The sequence below is a fragment of the Alishewanella maricola genome (assembly GCF_016343785.1).
Classification (GTDB): Bacteria; Pseudomonadota; Gammaproteobacteria; order Enterobacterales; family Alteromonadaceae; genus Alishewanella; species Alishewanella maricola.
The window spans coordinates 388,871-402,348 of the sequence record NZ_JAEINI020000002.1; the positions used below are offsets into that span (position 1 = coordinate 388,871).

At 46.5% G+C, this 13,478-nt stretch carries 23 protein-coding genes and 5 tRNA genes; 19 read left to right on the forward strand and 9 right to left on the reverse strand.

The features are described from left to right. Positions 1 to 24 precede the first annotated feature (24 nt). On the reverse strand, positions 25 to 342 hold the full coding sequence (locus JAO78_RS05305) for a hypothetical protein (protein ID WP_226750315.1): 318 nt from the start codon (positions 340 to 342) through the stop codon (positions 25 to 27). A 197-nt stretch (positions 343 to 539) separates the two neighbouring features. On the opposite strand from JAO78_RS05305, the gene JAO78_RS16755 reads away from it, so the two are divergent. The 19 genes from JAO78_RS16755 to JAO78_RS05395 all read left to right on the forward strand — a co-directional run bounded on the left by JAO78_RS16755 (position 540) and on the right by JAO78_RS05395 (position 10,092). Next, on the forward strand, positions 540 to 665 hold the full coding sequence (locus JAO78_RS16755; protein ID WP_255654440.1) for a hypothetical protein: 126 nt from the start codon (positions 540 to 542) through the stop codon (positions 663 to 665). Then, positions 665 to 940 (forward strand): hypothetical protein, encoded by a 276-nt coding sequence (locus JAO78_RS05310; protein WP_226750316.1) that lies wholly within the window; start codon positions 665 to 667, stop codon positions 938 to 940. Before JAO78_RS16755 ends, JAO78_RS05310 begins: the two co-directional genes overlap by 1 nt. After that, complete coding sequence (locus JAO78_RS05315) at positions 937 to 1,302, forward strand: hypothetical protein (RefSeq protein ID WP_226750317.1); 366 nt, start codon at positions 937 to 939, stop codon at positions 1,300 to 1,302. The genes JAO78_RS05310 and JAO78_RS05315 overlap by 4 nt, the downstream gene beginning before the upstream one ends. Positions 1,303 to 1,304: 2 nt before the next feature. Beyond that, positions 1,305 to 1,895: a hypothetical protein gene (locus JAO78_RS05320; RefSeq protein WP_226750318.1), complete on the forward strand. Its 591-nt coding sequence runs from the start codon at positions 1,305 to 1,307 to the stop codon at positions 1,893 to 1,895. A gap of 2 nt (positions 1,896 to 1,897) precedes the next feature. Continuing rightward, on the forward strand, positions 1,898 to 2,272 hold the full coding sequence (locus JAO78_RS05325; RefSeq protein ID WP_226750319.1) for a hypothetical protein: 375 nt from the start codon (positions 1,898 to 1,900) through the stop codon (positions 2,270 to 2,272). Between the two features lie 38 nt (positions 2,273 to 2,310). After that, a complete protein-coding gene (locus JAO78_RS05330) occupies positions 2,311 to 2,607 on the forward strand; it encodes a hypothetical protein (RefSeq protein ID WP_226750320.1) in 297 nt (98 codons plus the stop codon). Then, positions 2,604 to 3,218, forward strand: a complete 615-nt coding sequence (locus tag JAO78_RS05335) for a hypothetical protein (RefSeq protein WP_226750321.1) — start codon at positions 2,604 to 2,606, stop codon at positions 3,216 to 3,218. Before JAO78_RS05330 ends, JAO78_RS05335 begins: the two co-directional genes overlap by 4 nt. Positions 3,219 to 3,227: 9 nt before the next feature. Further along, complete coding sequence (locus JAO78_RS05340) at positions 3,228 to 4,760, forward strand: MT-A70 family methyltransferase (RefSeq protein ID WP_226750322.1); 1,533 nt, start codon at positions 3,228 to 3,230, stop codon at positions 4,758 to 4,760. Next, positions 4,757 to 4,990, forward strand: coding sequence for a hypothetical protein (locus JAO78_RS05345; RefSeq protein WP_226750323.1), 234 nt, complete (start codon positions 4,757 to 4,759; stop codon positions 4,988 to 4,990). The genes JAO78_RS05340 and JAO78_RS05345 overlap by 4 nt, the downstream gene beginning before the upstream one ends. Then, positions 4,987 to 5,781 (forward strand): HNH endonuclease signature motif containing protein, encoded by a 795-nt coding sequence (locus tag JAO78_RS05350; protein WP_226750324.1) that lies wholly within the window; start codon positions 4,987 to 4,989, stop codon positions 5,779 to 5,781. Before JAO78_RS05345 ends, JAO78_RS05350 begins: the two co-directional genes overlap by 4 nt. Next, positions 5,778 to 6,254: a hypothetical protein gene (locus JAO78_RS05355; RefSeq protein WP_226750325.1), complete on the forward strand. Its 477-nt coding sequence runs from the start codon at positions 5,778 to 5,780 to the stop codon at positions 6,252 to 6,254. Before JAO78_RS05350 ends, JAO78_RS05355 begins: the two co-directional genes overlap by 4 nt. Beyond that, entirely contained in the window at positions 6,254 to 6,577 is a 324-nt protein-coding gene (locus tag JAO78_RS05360) for a hypothetical protein (RefSeq protein ID WP_226750326.1), read from the forward strand. Before JAO78_RS05355 ends, JAO78_RS05360 begins: the two co-directional genes overlap by 1 nt. Then, on the forward strand, positions 6,574 to 6,765 hold the full coding sequence (locus JAO78_RS05365; protein WP_226750327.1) for a hypothetical protein: 192 nt from the start codon (positions 6,574 to 6,576) through the stop codon (positions 6,763 to 6,765). The genes JAO78_RS05360 and JAO78_RS05365 overlap by 4 nt, the downstream gene beginning before the upstream one ends. Continuing rightward, a complete protein-coding gene (locus JAO78_RS05370; protein ID WP_226750328.1) occupies positions 6,765 to 7,223 on the forward strand; it encodes a hypothetical protein in 459 nt (152 codons plus the stop codon). Before JAO78_RS05365 ends, JAO78_RS05370 begins: the two co-directional genes overlap by 1 nt. Then, positions 7,223 to 7,441: a hypothetical protein gene (locus tag JAO78_RS05375; RefSeq protein ID WP_226750329.1), complete on the forward strand. Its 219-nt coding sequence runs from the start codon at positions 7,223 to 7,225 to the stop codon at positions 7,439 to 7,441. Before JAO78_RS05370 ends, JAO78_RS05375 begins: the two co-directional genes overlap by 1 nt. Before the next feature lie 383 nt (positions 7,442 to 7,824). Then, a complete protein-coding gene (locus JAO78_RS05380) occupies positions 7,825 to 8,103 on the forward strand; it encodes a PapB/FocB family fimbrial expression transcriptional regulator (protein ID WP_226750330.1) in 279 nt (92 codons plus the stop codon). Beyond that, the gene (gene ssb, locus JAO78_RS05385; RefSeq protein ID WP_226750331.1) at positions 8,103 to 8,615 is read left to right on the forward strand and encodes a single-stranded DNA-binding protein; all 513 of its coding nucleotides are present in this window, start codon (positions 8,103 to 8,105) and stop codon (positions 8,613 to 8,615) included. The genes JAO78_RS05380 and ssb overlap by 1 nt, the downstream gene beginning before the upstream one ends. Before the next feature lie 12 nt (positions 8,616 to 8,627). After that, entirely contained in the window at positions 8,628 to 8,834 is a 207-nt protein-coding gene (gene xisR / locus JAO78_RS05390; protein ID WP_226750332.1) for an excisionase family protein, read from the forward strand. Continuing rightward, entirely contained in the window at positions 8,827 to 10,092 is a 1,266-nt protein-coding gene (locus JAO78_RS05395) for an Arm DNA-binding domain-containing protein (protein ID WP_226750333.1), read from the forward strand. The genes xisR and JAO78_RS05395 overlap by 8 nt, the downstream gene beginning before the upstream one ends. Before the next feature lie 69 nt (positions 10,093 to 10,161). On the opposite strand, the gene JAO78_RS05400 is transcribed toward JAO78_RS05395, so the two are convergent. From JAO78_RS05400 to pal, 8 genes are all read right to left on the reverse strand, one after another. Continuing rightward, positions 10,162 to 10,251: transfer RNA gene (locus JAO78_RS05400), tRNA-Ser, on the reverse strand. A gap of 115 nt (positions 10,252 to 10,366) precedes the next feature. Next, a complete protein-coding gene (gene nadA / locus JAO78_RS05405; protein ID WP_226750334.1) occupies positions 10,367 to 11,425 on the reverse strand; it encodes a quinolinate synthase NadA in 1,059 nt (352 codons plus the stop codon). A 126-nt stretch (positions 11,426 to 11,551) separates the two neighbouring features. After that, positions 11,552 to 11,627 (reverse strand) — tRNA-Lys (locus JAO78_RS05410). 26 nt (positions 11,628 to 11,653) lie between these two features. Beyond that, positions 11,654 to 11,729: transfer RNA gene (locus JAO78_RS05415), tRNA-Lys, on the reverse strand. A gap of 19 nt (positions 11,730 to 11,748) precedes the next feature. Beyond that, a tRNA-Lys gene (locus tag JAO78_RS05420) sits at positions 11,749 to 11,824 on the reverse strand. Positions 11,825 to 11,850: 26 nt separating this feature from the next. Then, positions 11,851 to 11,926, reverse strand: a tRNA-Lys gene (locus JAO78_RS05425). Positions 11,927 to 12,100: 174 nt separating this feature from the next. After that, on the reverse strand, positions 12,101 to 12,898 hold the full coding sequence (gene ybgF, locus JAO78_RS05430) for a tol-pal system protein YbgF (protein ID WP_226750335.1): 798 nt from the start codon (positions 12,896 to 12,898) through the stop codon (positions 12,101 to 12,103). Between the two features lie 20 nt (positions 12,899 to 12,918). Further along, positions 12,919 to 13,440, reverse strand: coding sequence for a peptidoglycan-associated lipoprotein Pal (gene pal / locus JAO78_RS05435; protein WP_226750336.1), 522 nt, complete (start codon positions 13,438 to 13,440; stop codon positions 12,919 to 12,921). Positions 13,441 to 13,478: the final 38 nt, after the last annotated feature.

The following is a 13,478-nucleotide window of genomic DNA, read 5'->3' on the forward strand; positions in this document are numbered from 1 at the left end:
ATAAAACACCTGAACCTGGCGAGGTTATATTTCCTGATCATGGGCTTTATCATCTTGTTGTTCGAAGTCGCAAACAAAAGACAGCCGTTCACTTAGATCTGTCGAAAGGCTGTCAATCGCATGCTGAGGCAATACTTGTAGCACAGCAGATTGAGCACTGGCCAACAACCAAGCGGCAAAGTTAACCACATCGTTATGAGTAAACTCCATTTTTGGCCACATCAAACACCTAATTGTTGAAATTCCCACGTCCGCAATATTTCTTGCCGCAACATAATGCGCTGCAGCTAGCCTTTGGCTTAAAGAAGGCTCTGGCCCTATATTAATTATTTTAATACTCACATTTAATTCGTTGTGCCAGCGCTCTGCAGCGTGATAGCTGCAGCGCTTACACACGTTATCTATTTTCGCCTTTTTGTACTTGCTCATCAAAACCTCAAAAAAAATTTAATAAATTATGCGTTAATGCATTGACTGATTATGCTTTAGTGCATAATATCAGCTTAACAAAAGATGCAAATAATGCAAAGGCACCAAAAATGAAAACACTTGGCGATTACATCCTTAACCATCAAAGCAAGCCATCAAAGCTGCAACGTACCATTTGGACCATTAGCGCGGTTGTCACTGTGCTATTCGTTGCCGCAGTGGTTTGGGGGCGCTAATGAAAACTATGTTGATCGTTAGCATGCAACAACATGCACGTGAAATGGCCGCCAGTGCCAACTACATCAGCAAAGCGCTGGCAAGCAAACACGCCATTGGTGCTACCTGCGCCACTGAAATAGCCCGCGAATATTTAAGCGATGCCGCCAGTACCCTGCAGTTTGCGTTTAGCCTGGCAGAACAATCGCCCACCAAGCTGCGCACCATTCGCCGCATTAACAATAATCGCCTGTTAAAGCTAGAACGCCAAACAATGGGAGTAACCCTGCCATGATCGCCACAACCTACACCCAAGCGCAGCAGTTAAAAGCCGCATCAGCCATCCCCATGGACATTAAAAACCATGCGCAAGGCTGGCAACTGGTTAGCCGTTATCAGTCGTTAAGTTTTGAAGAACGCAGAGCCATTTTAACGCTGTCGTTTAAAGCCATTGAGCAGCACGGCAACTTGCGCGCTTATCACTCAGAGCCAGCCAAGTTCTTTGATCAGTTTTGTACCGACAATCGCAAAGGCGCGGCACTGGCCAGCAAGCTAAAGCAGCTTAACTTGCTGAAATGCTACGAGGGCAAATTCAGTTTAACCGTTTCGGCCATCAACATGATCGAATCTATCAATCAACCAGCAGCGGAGCACTAACCATGACTGCAGCCTTAAAAATGGCCTCACCAGGCGAACTATGCACCCACACCAAAAAGCTGATGGCGTTTTGCCAAACCGAGGGCAAAAGCATTAAAGCCATGAAGCGCTTTATTGGTGTTACCGACACGTTCATGCAGCAGCTGCTGGCCGGAATGTTAGAGCAAAAGCTAATTTGGCGGCAAAGCAACGGCATGTACAAAACCACGCAGAACAAACTGCACTTAATTGAAGAGTATGCAGCCAATAGCACCGGTGACTTATTAGCACTGGCCAACGCGCCAGTTGAACCAACACCAGAACCAGAACAGGCCGAAGAAGTGATCGAACTGGATTTACCCGAGCCAGCCCACTTTGCCCAGGCTAACGAATTTGCCAGCAAAGCATTTGACATGGATGCCATGGCAGCAGAGTTTGATAGCGAACAAGCCAAGGCCGATCAGCATGTGGTTGATAACATCGATGCTAAACAGCGCGCCTTAAACTACTGCAGCATGCTGTTATCACCCACCAGCACAGAGCTGCGCCGCTGCTTAGACGAACTGCAAATGGATCTGGCGGTAATTCGGTTAAATCAAATGGGGAGTAAATAACCATGTTTGCCGTATTTGGTAAAAGCTACGAAAAAGCGCGTGAAAAAGCGCTTAAAAAAACCAGTCGTTTTGTTGGTAAAGGCAAAAACTATCGGCAGCTCACTGATGAAGAGTATCAACAAGCATTAGCTGAAAACACCGAAAAGCTGTTTCAGCAAATGAAGCCACTTGTTTTAAGTAAAGAATACAGCAGCCCTGAAATATGCAGCCAGTTTATTAAGCTTGCAGAAAAACAATGTTATCAAGGCTTGGCAGTAAAAATTAAAGCGCCAGTGCAAAGCACAGATAAAAAAGGCCGCCTGCGCGTTGCCGCTAAGTGGGTTAATTACGTTGCTGGTAATGACTACACAGACGCCAGCAAAAACGGGGGCCGCTAATGTTTAAAGAATACCGGTCAAACAACCAGGGCTGCCGCATGGCCGCCCCTATCGCTCGCGATGCTAAACCGCCAAAGCCTAGCATGAACAATCGCACGGCAGCACCACGCTATAGCCAAGATTACGTTTACGGCTTTGCGATCATTAAAAAATCGCGCAAGTTCAAAGAATCAGAGCAGCCATTTAACAACCCTATGGGCTGGATCTTACCCGGCGGCCACTGGACCAATAACAACGGCGTAGTAATGGACATCGCCCGCCGCATTGATCAATACATCGTTGCCGCGGGTGGCCTGCCAAAAGGTTGGTTAGATAAAAAGGAAATTGCAGCATGAGCAGGCAATATTATCTACGCGACACGCGCAGCAATGTGGGCAGTAATGCCCAGTTTTGGGCCAATGCTGGGGGCTATACCACTAACCTGAATGATGCAGAAGTATTCACCGAAGAAAATGCACTACGCCAACACCGAAGCCGTGAAACTGACTTGCCTGTAGCAGTAGATTTTATAACAGGTAAAACACGCCAACGTGTTGACTGCCAGTGGCTGGAAGCTTCGCCAACCCTGCGTGATGCAGACAAGCACGTTGTTATTGTTGGTGGGCAATTTGATGGAAACGACGTTCTGTTTGTTGGTGACAACGGGCAGACCTTCGAGCTTGATGAAGCAAAGGTATTTGAGCTTGAAGAAGGTTGCATACTGGCTGCAACAAACTACAACTACCGCATTTACCCATACGACGATATTAAAGCCATTTCTCGGCTAACGGTTAATGCCGCTCATGTTCTACCAAAAGCTTGTGCCAAGTACGCCGGGTTTAATCTTATTGAACCACCAAAGCCACGCAAACCGGTTTACCACTGTCACGGCTGTGGTGTGTTTATGAGTGAATACCAGTTTTACGCATCTGACTGCCGCAGGTGCGGCGTTAGTAACCGGCCATAAGGAATTATTATGACCAAAAAATACAACATCATCTACGCCGATCCGCCGTGGTCATTTTACAGCGTTAAAACAGGCGGCAGCATGAAATCTGGTGCAGCGGCAAAGTATCAAACCATTACGCTTGATCAAATGAAAGCGCTCGATGTACCCGCGCTGTGCGACAAAGATTGCGTATTGATCATGTGGTACGTAAGCAGCCAACCGCAAGAAGCGTTAGATCTGGTTAAGGCTTGGGGCTTCACCCTTAAAAACATGAACGCTTTCATTTGGCGCAAGCTATCAACAAACCTGATCCCACACTTTGGCATGGGCTACTGGACACGCGCCGGTGCTGAATGTGCGCTAATTGCAGTGCGTGGTAAACCTAAAGCAGAGTGCCGCAGTATTCGCCAAGTGCGTGATGAAGTGGTAGGCGAACACTCAGAAAAGCCAGCCATATTCCGTGATGAAATTGTAAAGCTGTGCGGTGATTTGCCCAGGCTAGAAATGTTCGCTCGCACCGCACCCGCTGGCTGGGATGTGTTCGGCAATGAAGTGGATGGCACTGTGCACATCGATGGCAACGAACCCACCGCGACAACTTGCGACGCACCAGCAGAACCCATTGCTACTGAACGCAAAGCTATTGAACTGATCACATTAGAATTCACCAGCGAACAACTGGCCGAACAACTCGCCAGCGGCAAACTAGCTTTTGATGGTGATCACTTAGCGTTAATGCTGCAACTCGATGGCATGTTTGGCAAGCGCGACACTTACACCACCAGCCAGATCCGCACCGCTATTTTAGCGCTAGATGAACCCGGCATGATAACCAAAGGCGGTGAAGTGGTTGCTGCCGTTTCCCAAGTCGACGACATAAGTGTCGTCGAGTTAGCTACCGAGATAACGGAACCAGCTACCCATATAAGCGAGCCAGCCACCGAAATAACAGAAGAGCAAAACGATCTGTTTGTGCATTTTGATGAAGCCATGGCCGCAGAAGCCGAACCCAAACCTAAGGTTATCACCAGTAAAGCTGATCAAGTTAAATCTGATGATGCCGGAGTGTTTTTTGATCAACTGCAAATACCACAAAACATCAGATCCATTGGGGCAGAATGTGAAAAAACAAAAATGTGGCGTAGCGGCCATGCCATTTGGGGTAAAGGCAATTTTAACCCAGGTAAAATCGATGGTATTGGTATTAAAACCTCAGGTGATTTTAAAAAAGGATATTTTTATGAGCCAATTTTAGTGGTTTTTCACCAAGGCAAAAATGCAGGTGAATACCCAAGCTGGCCAGAAGCGCTATCAGCATTAGACGCACTACTGAAACCACAACCCGAAACACCACAAGTCGAAGCCCATCCCTTTTTTAGTGGCTTTTACAACGGCAACGCCACCTATGTGCAAACAGTAAAAGACAAAATAGAGCGCGTTAAAACACTGAGCCATGAGCAATGCAAAGTAGCGCTTACGCTAAGCAACTTAGGCAGCAGCGCTACAGATGCAGTAAACCGCCGCATTAAACAGTTAGAACGCGAGGGCATGGCAGCATGAAAAACAAATTATCGGATCTTAACAATCACTTGTTCGCGCAGCTTGAGCGTTTAGGCAATGAAACGTTAAAAGGTGAAGAACTGGCCAAAGAAATTGATCGCAGCCATGCCATTACCTCAGTTGCAAAAGAAGTGATCAGCAATGCGCGCTTGGTACTCGATGCACAAAAAGCTTATGACGGCGGCAACCTGCACTTGCCTAGCCCTATGCTAGAGGTAAACAAAAAATGAGCCGATACGTTTACACACCCGCCATGCTTGAGTTTATCGAAACCGGTTTTAAAAAAATGGGTGTAACCGATTTAACCAAAGCGTTTAATGGCAAGTTCGGCCTCTGCAAAACGCCAAAACAAATTAAGGCCTGCATCAGCAACCACAAGTTTAAGTGTGGTCGCATTACTGGCCAAATTAAAAAAGGCGTATACAAGCTGTTCAACGCTGAGCAAGCCAAGTTTATTGAAGATGAATACAAAAACTTAACCATCCCGCGTTTAACGTTAGCGTTTAATGCAAATTTTAAAACCAACATGACAGTAAACCAGATCCGCGGCTTTACTCGCAACCACTGCTTAAAATCTGGCAGAACAGGCCAGTTTAAAAAAGGCCATTCAACATGGAACGCAGGCATGAAAGGCTGGGAAGCTGGCGGCAGGTCAATCGAAACACGTTTTAAAAAAGGCGTTGAAAGCGGCAGCATTAAACCCATTGGCTCAGAAAGAATATGCAGCAAAGACGGCTATATCATCATAAAAATAGCCATGCCAAATAAATGGCGCGCCAAGCACCTGGTTGAATGGGAAAAGCACAACGGCCCTTTACCAAAAGGCATGCGCCTGTGGTTTAAAGATAACAACCGCACTAACTGGCATATCGACAACTTAATGCTGATCACACGCGCCCAGGGCGCAGTGATAAACAAACTAGGGTTTGGCGATGTACCAGCCGAGCTGAAACCCGCCGCCATAACACTGGCCGAAATAACAATGAAACGCCGCCAACTCACTCAGGATGCCGCAGCATGAATGATAAAACCGAAAACCCAGCAGAAATTTACCTGGTAGCAGACGCAGAGCATGGCCACGTTTGGAGTGATGATCCAGCGCCAGGCGAAGGCATGCGCGAAGAAGATGCTACTCGCTATGTGCGGGAGGATATTTATTTAGCGCTGCAGGCGCAGGTTGAGCAGTTGCGGAAATACGGAAATTTAATGTGCGTAAACCTAGCTTATAGCACCGATGCGTTTGCAGAAGAATATAGGTCTTTATGGAAAGAAGCGCAAAACAAAACACCAGCCCAATGCCTTACTGAGATTAAAGCACAGGCTGTTGAGGAGTTTTGCGCATCATACGAGGGATTAGCGATTGATCAATGCCCAACAACAGATGAGTGCTCAGAAGATCTGGTTACCGGATGGAAAGCTGGCAACATGGATTGCAGAATGGCTGGCAGGAAATACGCCAACCAACTACGCCAAGCGGCTAAGGGTGGTGAGTGATGGAATTAGAAAAAATCAGAATAATATTGGCTAAGGCACCAGATGGAGCAACTCACTGCACTGATACGGTTCCAAGCATGAACCTTTATGCAAAGGTGGTTCACTTAGGTGGCTTTTATGTGAGTCTAGGCAACAAGTGGGAGCCATACCCTGTTTATGCTGGTGTCCATTTACTATCCGATTTGCAAACTATCATAGAAGCAAAAGAACACATCGCTGAGCTTGAAAAATGGATTGCCGCTATAGCGGACGACCACCCACAAATACCAGACTGGATCCAGCAGTCAGCGCGCAGTTTATTGGCTAAAGGTGGTGAGTTATGAAAGAACTAGCTTACAAAGTTGCATCCGGGCAAATAGAAAACCCAAAAGTCACCCTTGAAGTTGATGGTGAAAAGCAAGTGTTTGAATGGCGTGAAGCAAAGGTTTTTTGCTTTGGATATTTAACTGGTCTTAAAGCGTCAAAGAACCCACCCAAAGTTGATGATAGAACAGTTAATGGTGGTGAGTGATGGAAAATTATTTTTACTGCCAAAAAAACACAATGGAAAAGGCTGGATCACGCGCAAGAGGTGACAGGCTTCAGGGATTGTATCAGATTTGTGAAACACAAAAAACAGTTGGCACAGTAAGGCTTGAGGGTTATGTAAACGCATTGCATGAAAGCGATAAGCTGGATGCGATACACCTTAGAGATATGGCTTTGTATATGCAGAGGTTAGAGACTGAGCGCGATGCACTTAAATCGCAGGTTGCCGCCTTTGATAATTTGCTTCACACAGTAGCAAATCAGTATGACGGCAACGATACAACAGAGTGGTCTATTGGCGCTAACCATGTATTCAAATTATTTACAAAAGAAATTTGTTCTATACAAAACAAACTACGCCAGCGGGCCAAACAAGCAACCGGCACCTGGCTAAAAGATAGCAATACGCATTGCAATGGCAAAGCTAAGGGTGGTGAGTAATGCAAGTTAAATTATCGGTAGGCGCACTAGCGCCGCACATAACTGAGCAGCTTGATAATTTCGGATTAATGGTAGATGGCGCGGATCACTATCAACACCACTTAAATGCAGTTACCAGGCTGTTGTTGAACAATTATTTAACGCCATCACAAGCTGAAAAAATACGCGGCAAAATCATTAAGCAGGTTTTTGCGAATATGCAGGCCAAGGGGGAGTGATGTTTATTTCACTGGGTAAATTATACCGATACAAGGGTGTGACTTTTGACTATCACGACTACTTAGGTCCGATAATGCTTAACCGAAAAACCTTTAATGAACGCCCTTGGCGCTCAGTCAAGCGTAGGCAATGGGCTTTATTTGCCAAGTGGTACAAGCTAAGCAACGAACAGAAAGAACTTTATAGGATTAACTAAAATGAACCCACAGCAACTAAGACAAATGGCCGCTGAATCTGATCGGGTTACGCTTACATTGCCCCGCCCATGGAAAGGCCGGCCAAAAGATTTCCCGCGCGGCGAACTGCTTTGTGAACAGCCAACCAGTAACGTGGTAAGCATAAAAAGCATCAGCTTAGTTAAATGGTTGGATAAGCACGGCCTATGAAATACCTAACCCAAGGCGGCGAAAGCCAAGAACGTTTTGATCTGCTGATCAGCCTAACGCGCATCAGCAGTGACGATATCAAGTACGCATTAAAGCATTATTTAGTTACTGGGTTAGATGAAGTAACAGCGGCAGCATTAAACGAGGTGCCATTAAGCAATTTTACTCGAGCGTTAAAAAAATTAAATCAAGCAGCGGCCACAGTTGAGCGGATCAAAGAACTCGACTGGCAGCACCTAAATCAGTTAAGTGATAAGTTTAAAAGGGTAAGTTAATGAGCAAAGGCATAAATAAGGCGATTTTGATTGGCAACCTTGGCCAAGATCCAGAAGTGCGTTACTCGCAAAGCGGTAATGCTGTGTGCAACCTAAGCATTGCCACCAGCGAAAGCTGGACCGACAAAGCCACTGGCGAAAAGAAAGATCAAACCGAATGGCATAAAGTGGTGATCTATCAGCGCTTGGCTGAAATTGCTGGTGAGTACCTGCGCAAAGGCTCAAAGGTTTATATCGAGGGCAAGCTTAAAACGAGAAAATGGCAAGACAAAGACGGCATCGACCGTTACACCACCGAAATAGTATGTGACGAACTGCAAATGCTCGACGGTGCACCGCAGCAGCAAGGCGGCCAGCAACATGCGCCACAGCATAACGGTTATCAGCAGCAGAACCAAGGTTACCAACCGCCACAACATGGCTATCAGCATAACCAAGGGTATCAGCAACCACCAACCGCACCGGGGCCACGTTCCAACACTGGCCAACAACAAAAATATCAGCGTAAGTAATTGAGGTGATTTATGGGTGCAGCAGAAAAAATAGTATTTCAGTTACCAACGTGGATCCGTGGCGGTTTGCTGCCGCAGATTTACGGCATTTCCGAAGATGCCGCGCGAAAATATCGTGACCGGGGCATTTGGCTTGAAGGTGTTCACTGGAAAAAGGATCCTGTAGGGCGTATTGTCTACAATCCAGAGAACATCAACAAATGGTTTTCAAATGAATAAACTGCCAAAAGGCATAGATAAGTTACCTACTGGCGTTGAGGTAAGAGGCGATGCAGTGCGCATATCTTTCACGTATGAAGGTATGCGCTGCCGAGAGCCCATAACGGGCCACTCTAAGCTTAGCAAGGCGGTGATCTTATATGCAGACAATAAGCGCAGAACCATCGTTACTGAAATTAAAGATGGGCGGTTTGACTACGTTAAGCACTTTCCTGAATCAGAACGCGCAAAGCTATTCAGCGGTTATGGCGGCAAAGATAGCCGCAGAACAGTAGATGACGGCGTAAAAAAATGGCTGGCAGTTCAAGAAGCCACTAAGGCAAAAAGCACATTTACTAACTACCGTAAAAAGTCGCGGCGGGTGGTTGAGTATTTTGGCAAACGAAAAATGCGCGACATTGCCAAATCCGAAATGGAGCTTTACCAGGCCGTGCTATTACGCGAAGGGTTATCACCAAAAACCGTAAACGATATATTCACCATCATTCGTGGTGTTTGGGCTGATGCTTTCAGTGATAGCGCTATTGAGCACAATATAATGGAGCGAATTAAAAACGTTGAGCGCGATGCACTGGACGAAACAGCCGATCCATTTGACCGCGAAGAAATGGCGCGAATAGGAGCCACAAACAGCTTACAACCAGAAAATATAAACATGCTGATGTTCTGGTGTTGGTCTGGCCTATCATATTCAGAAATTATTGCGTTAGCCTGGGAAGATATCGACACGGTAAAATGGACGGCAAAAATAAACCGAGCTCGGGTGCTTGGTGATTATAAAGTACCTAAAGAGCGTTCACGGGTAAGGGTTATTGAGCTATTGGATCCGGCTATCAGATATCTTAAACAGCAAATGCAGTACACCGCTATGCTACCCGCTAAAGAATTTGCCGTTAAAAACCGCGATAACATCACTAAGCGATCCGACAAGATCAGGCTGGTGTTTATGAATGGTGATATGCCATGGAGCCAAAGCACGTACCGCACATGGTTTGAACCACACCTAAGAAAAGCAAAAGTAAGACACCGTGGGCCAAACCAATGCCGACACACGTTTGCCAGTCAGTTATTAACCAGTTACGTGCCAATGGAATGGATCGCGCGCCAGCTTGGGCACTCTGATACCACGATGATTAAAAAACATTACGGTAAGTGGATCCCGAAAGATTCAAAACGGCAAGCTGATCTAATATCGCAGATGTTAGGCGTGGTAGAAAAAGAGGAAAAAAGCGAGCTGGGGCGGACTGGAAAAGCTTAATTTTGCCCCAAATCTGCCCCAAACAACATTTTAAACACTATAAAATCGTTTAAAATCACACACATAATCTGGCGGAGAGAGAGGGATTCGAACCCTCGTTAGGGATTAACCTAAACACACTTTCCAGGCGTGCGCCTTCAGCCACTCAGCCATCTCTCCGGAACTTGCGTTGCAAGCGCGGCTATACTAGGGAAAAAGGCCGCGCTTAGCAATAACTAATTGGTATAGCAGAAGCTTATTGCCGCTATTTTGGCCAATCCCTGTGTTACAAAAACTAAGCGTTACCTTTTACTACGGTTTTTTGTTCTTTAGCAAAATTCAACATACGGTCTAGCGGCAGTAATGCTCGCTCACGCAGTTGCGCATCAACAAAAATTTCATGGCCAGTAGGCTCTAGCAGCGCTTCCTCAATCGCTTTTAAGCCGTTCATTGCCATCCAAGGGCAATGCGCGCAGCTGCGGCAAGTTGCGCCGTTACCGCCGGTTGGGGCTTCCATAAACGTCTTGTTTGGCATTAACTGTTGCATCTTGTAAAAAATACCGCGATCAGTCGCCACAATAAAAATGTCATTCGGTAAGGTTTGGCTGGCTTTAATCAGCTGGCTGGTCGAACCGACAGCATCGGCTAACTGCACCACGCTATCGGGCGATTCAGGGTGTACCAGTATAGCGGCTGTTGGATATTGCTTTTTCAGCTCAATTAACGCTTTGGCTTTAAATTCGTCGTGTACAATACAGGCGCCGTTCCACAGCAACATATCAGCACCGGTTTGCTTTTGCACATAAACGCCTAAGTGCTTATCCGGGCCCCATAAGATTTTCTTACCCTGGCTGTCTAGGTAGTCCACAACATCTAAGGCAATAGAAGACGTGACAACCCAATCGGCACGGGCTTTAACGGCCGCAGAGGTGTTAGCGTATACCACGACTACGCGGTCAGGGTGGGCATCGCAAAACGCTGAAAATTCGGCCGCTGGGCAGCCTAAGTCTAACGAGCAGGTCGCTTCCAAGGTTGGCATAATGACCGTTTTTTCTGGCGTAAGAATTTTAGCGGTTTCGCCCATAAACTTAACGCCAGCCACCAACAAGGTTTTTGCAGGGTGCTGATTACCAAAACGCGCCATTTCTAAAGAGTCCGATACACAACCACCGGTTTCTTCGGCCAACGCTTGAATTTCTGGATCGGTGTAGTAATGCGCCACTAACACCGCATTTTTTTGCTGTAATAAGGTTTTGATCCGCGCTTTGTAAGCGGCTTTATCATCGTGACTTAATGGCACAGGCTTTTTCGGGAAAGCAAAATCTTGCTCTGAAAAATACAACGGCTGATCCATAGAAGATACTCAGTAGCTGGTCAAGGTCGCGTATTATATAAGGCATAGCATAAAAAGGACAGTACGGATGTGAGAAGCGATTGAGTGAGTTTTTAGAGATGCTATGAATTCTGAGTATTTGCGAAGTGGTGGGTCGTGCTGGATTCGAACCAGCGACCAATTGATTAAAAGTCAACTGCTCTACCAACTGAGCTAACGACCCGCTTCGGTATACTGTATTGTGCAATTTGGTGGGTCGTGCTGGATTCGAACCAGCGACCAATTGATTAAAAGTCAACTGCTCTACCAACTGAGCTAACGACCCAAACAGGGTAAACACGAAGTGGTGGGTCGTGCTGGATTCGAACCAGCGACCAATTGATTAAAAGTCAACTGCTCTACCAACTGAGCTAACGACCCACTTCGGTGTACTTGTTTTTGCGATTTGGTGGGTCGTGCTGGATTCGAACCAGCGACCAATTGATTAAAAGTCAACTGCTCTACCAACTGAGCTAACGACCCTAACCGCGGACGCATATCTTACTGATTTACGTAATTAGTGCAACCAAAAACTGTATTTTTTTCGGCTTTAGCCGGCTGACTGCTTAAAATCCCAGCGGATTGGTGTAAGGCTGCAGACGAATTGTTTAATCGCTAAACAACAGAAAGAAAAAACCCGGCACCAGGCCGGGTTGATCATTTAAGCGCCTCGAGGCGTTCCTTTGCCAGTTTGGCAGCCGTAGAGCTACCATGTGCAGATACCAGAGTTCGATAATGCCCTAAAGCGGTGGCTTTATCGTTGTTGCGTTCTGCTATCTGTCCAAGCTTCAATAATGCATCTGCCACTTTGCTTGATTCGGCGAAGTTTTTCACTACGCGTTCAAACTCCGTTTTCGCTTTAGCTAGCTCGCCATTGTTAAACAACAACTGCCCTAACCAATAGTGTGCGTTGGGTGCATATACTGAATTTGGATAAGTACGCAAAAAGTTCTCAAATTCAGGAATAGCAGCATCATAGCGTCGGTCTTTCAACACCATGTTGACTGCTCTGTCATAGGCGTCGTTTTCCGAGACGTTACCCGAAACCATGACAGCCGGGCCACTCGTAGCCGGTGTGGCTGAACTCGGTGCAGCGTTAGATGCCCCACCTTGTACAGCACTCACCCGCCGTTCTATTTCCTGGTAAATATCACGCTGTCGCTGGATAATCTCGTCCAGCCGGTATGAATGAGTTTCAGTGACCCCGCGGAGATCGCTTACTTCATCCAGTAGAATCTGCAATTGTTGCTGCATACGCACTTGGCCTTCGGCGCGGGCTTCAACCACCCGCTCCAACGTTGCCAATCGCTGTTCTACTGTACCCACTGCAGCTGCAGTGGCTGATGTTGAAGTTGTTCTGCCGCTTTTACTTATCTCAGTAACCGGCGCCGGATTTGCCCAGACGCCAACACTGACTAAGGACATTGCTATAAGCAGAGGTTTCTTCACTATCATCCTCACTCGTACCTTTTTAATTAGTAAACTAATACACCGCGACGGTTTTTAGCATAAGCTGATTCGCCTGTCTCACGTACTGCTGGCTTTTCTTCGCCGTAGCTTACTGTAGAGATCTGGCCAGCGCTTACGCCCAGGTTCTGTAAATACTGAACCACAGACATTGCACGACGCTCGCCTAACGCGATGTTGTACTCTGGCGTGCCACGTTCGTCAGTATGACCTTCAACAGTCACACGTACGCTTGGGTTAGCGCGCAGGAACTCACCGTGAGCTTGCAGAACTTCTGCAAATTCTGGGCGGATAGTTGCTTTGTCGAAATCGAAGTATACGGTGTTTTCACGACGTAATGCTTCCATTTTTAAACGCATTTGTTCAGCAGCAGCAACCGCTGGATCTACACGTTCAACTTGTACAGTTTGAACTGTGTTAGCAGACGTGTCAGCGTCGCCAGCACCTGTTGAAGACTTTGAGCTACAAGCAGCTAAAGTTAATACTGGAACTGCGATTAACAGACCTTTTAACACTTTATTTAAGTTCATCATTTGTCCTTAGATTAGATTAGATTTACCAAGTTTTA

Coding starts and splice junctions, on each gene's coding strand:
- JAO78_RS16755 (WP_255654440.1), top strand. CDS start 540: ATGAAAACACTTGGCGATTACATCCTTAACCATCAAAGCAAGCCATCA.
- JAO78_RS05310 (WP_226750316.1), top strand. CDS start 665: ATGAAAACTATGTTGATCGTTAGCATGCAACAACATGCACGTGAAATG.
- JAO78_RS05315 (WP_226750317.1), top strand. CDS start 937: ATGATCGCCACAACCTACACCCAAGCGCAGCAGTTAAAAGCCGCATCA.
- JAO78_RS05320 (WP_226750318.1), top strand. CDS start 1,305: ATGACTGCAGCCTTAAAAATGGCCTCACCAGGCGAACTATGCACCCAC.
- JAO78_RS05325 (WP_226750319.1), top strand. CDS start 1,898: ATGTTTGCCGTATTTGGTAAAAGCTACGAAAAAGCGCGTGAAAAAGCG.
- JAO78_RS05330 (WP_226750320.1), top strand. CDS start 2,311: ATGGCCGCCCCTATCGCTCGCGATGCTAAACCGCCAAAGCCTAGCATG.
- JAO78_RS05335 (WP_226750321.1), top strand. CDS start 2,604: ATGAGCAGGCAATATTATCTACGCGACACGCGCAGCAATGTGGGCAGT.
- JAO78_RS05340 (WP_226750322.1), top strand. CDS start 3,228: ATGACCAAAAAATACAACATCATCTACGCCGATCCGCCGTGGTCATTT.
- JAO78_RS05345 (WP_226750323.1), top strand. CDS start 4,757: ATGAAAAACAAATTATCGGATCTTAACAATCACTTGTTCGCGCAGCTT.
- JAO78_RS05350 (WP_226750324.1), top strand. CDS start 4,987: ATGAGCCGATACGTTTACACACCCGCCATGCTTGAGTTTATCGAAACC.
- JAO78_RS05355 (WP_226750325.1), top strand. CDS start 5,778: ATGAATGATAAAACCGAAAACCCAGCAGAAATTTACCTGGTAGCAGAC.
- JAO78_RS05360 (WP_226750326.1), top strand. CDS start 6,254: ATGGAATTAGAAAAAATCAGAATAATATTGGCTAAGGCACCAGATGGA.
- JAO78_RS05365 (WP_226750327.1), top strand. CDS start 6,574: ATGAAAGAACTAGCTTACAAAGTTGCATCCGGGCAAATAGAAAACCCA.
- JAO78_RS05370 (WP_226750328.1), top strand. CDS start 6,765: ATGGAAAATTATTTTTACTGCCAAAAAAACACAATGGAAAAGGCTGGA.
- JAO78_RS05375 (WP_226750329.1), top strand. CDS start 7,223: ATGCAAGTTAAATTATCGGTAGGCGCACTAGCGCCGCACATAACTGAG.
- JAO78_RS05380 (WP_226750330.1), top strand. CDS start 7,825: ATGAAATACCTAACCCAAGGCGGCGAAAGCCAAGAACGTTTTGATCTG.
- ssb (WP_226750331.1), top strand. CDS start 8,103: ATGAGCAAAGGCATAAATAAGGCGATTTTGATTGGCAACCTTGGCCAA.
- xisR (WP_226750332.1), top strand. CDS start 8,628: ATGGGTGCAGCAGAAAAAATAGTATTTCAGTTACCAACGTGGATCCGT.
- JAO78_RS05395 (WP_226750333.1), top strand. CDS start 8,827: ATGAATAAACTGCCAAAAGGCATAGATAAGTTACCTACTGGCGTTGAG.
- nadA (WP_226750334.1), bottom strand. CDS start 11,425: ATGGATCAGCCGTTGTATTTTTCAGAGCAAGATTTTGCTTTCCCGAAA.
- ybgF (WP_226750335.1), bottom strand. CDS start 12,898: ATGATAGTGAAGAAACCTCTGCTTATAGCAATGTCCTTAGTCAGTGTT.
- pal (WP_226750336.1), bottom strand. CDS start 13,440: ATGAACTTAAATAAAGTGTTAAAAGGTCTGTTAATCGCAGTTCCAGTA.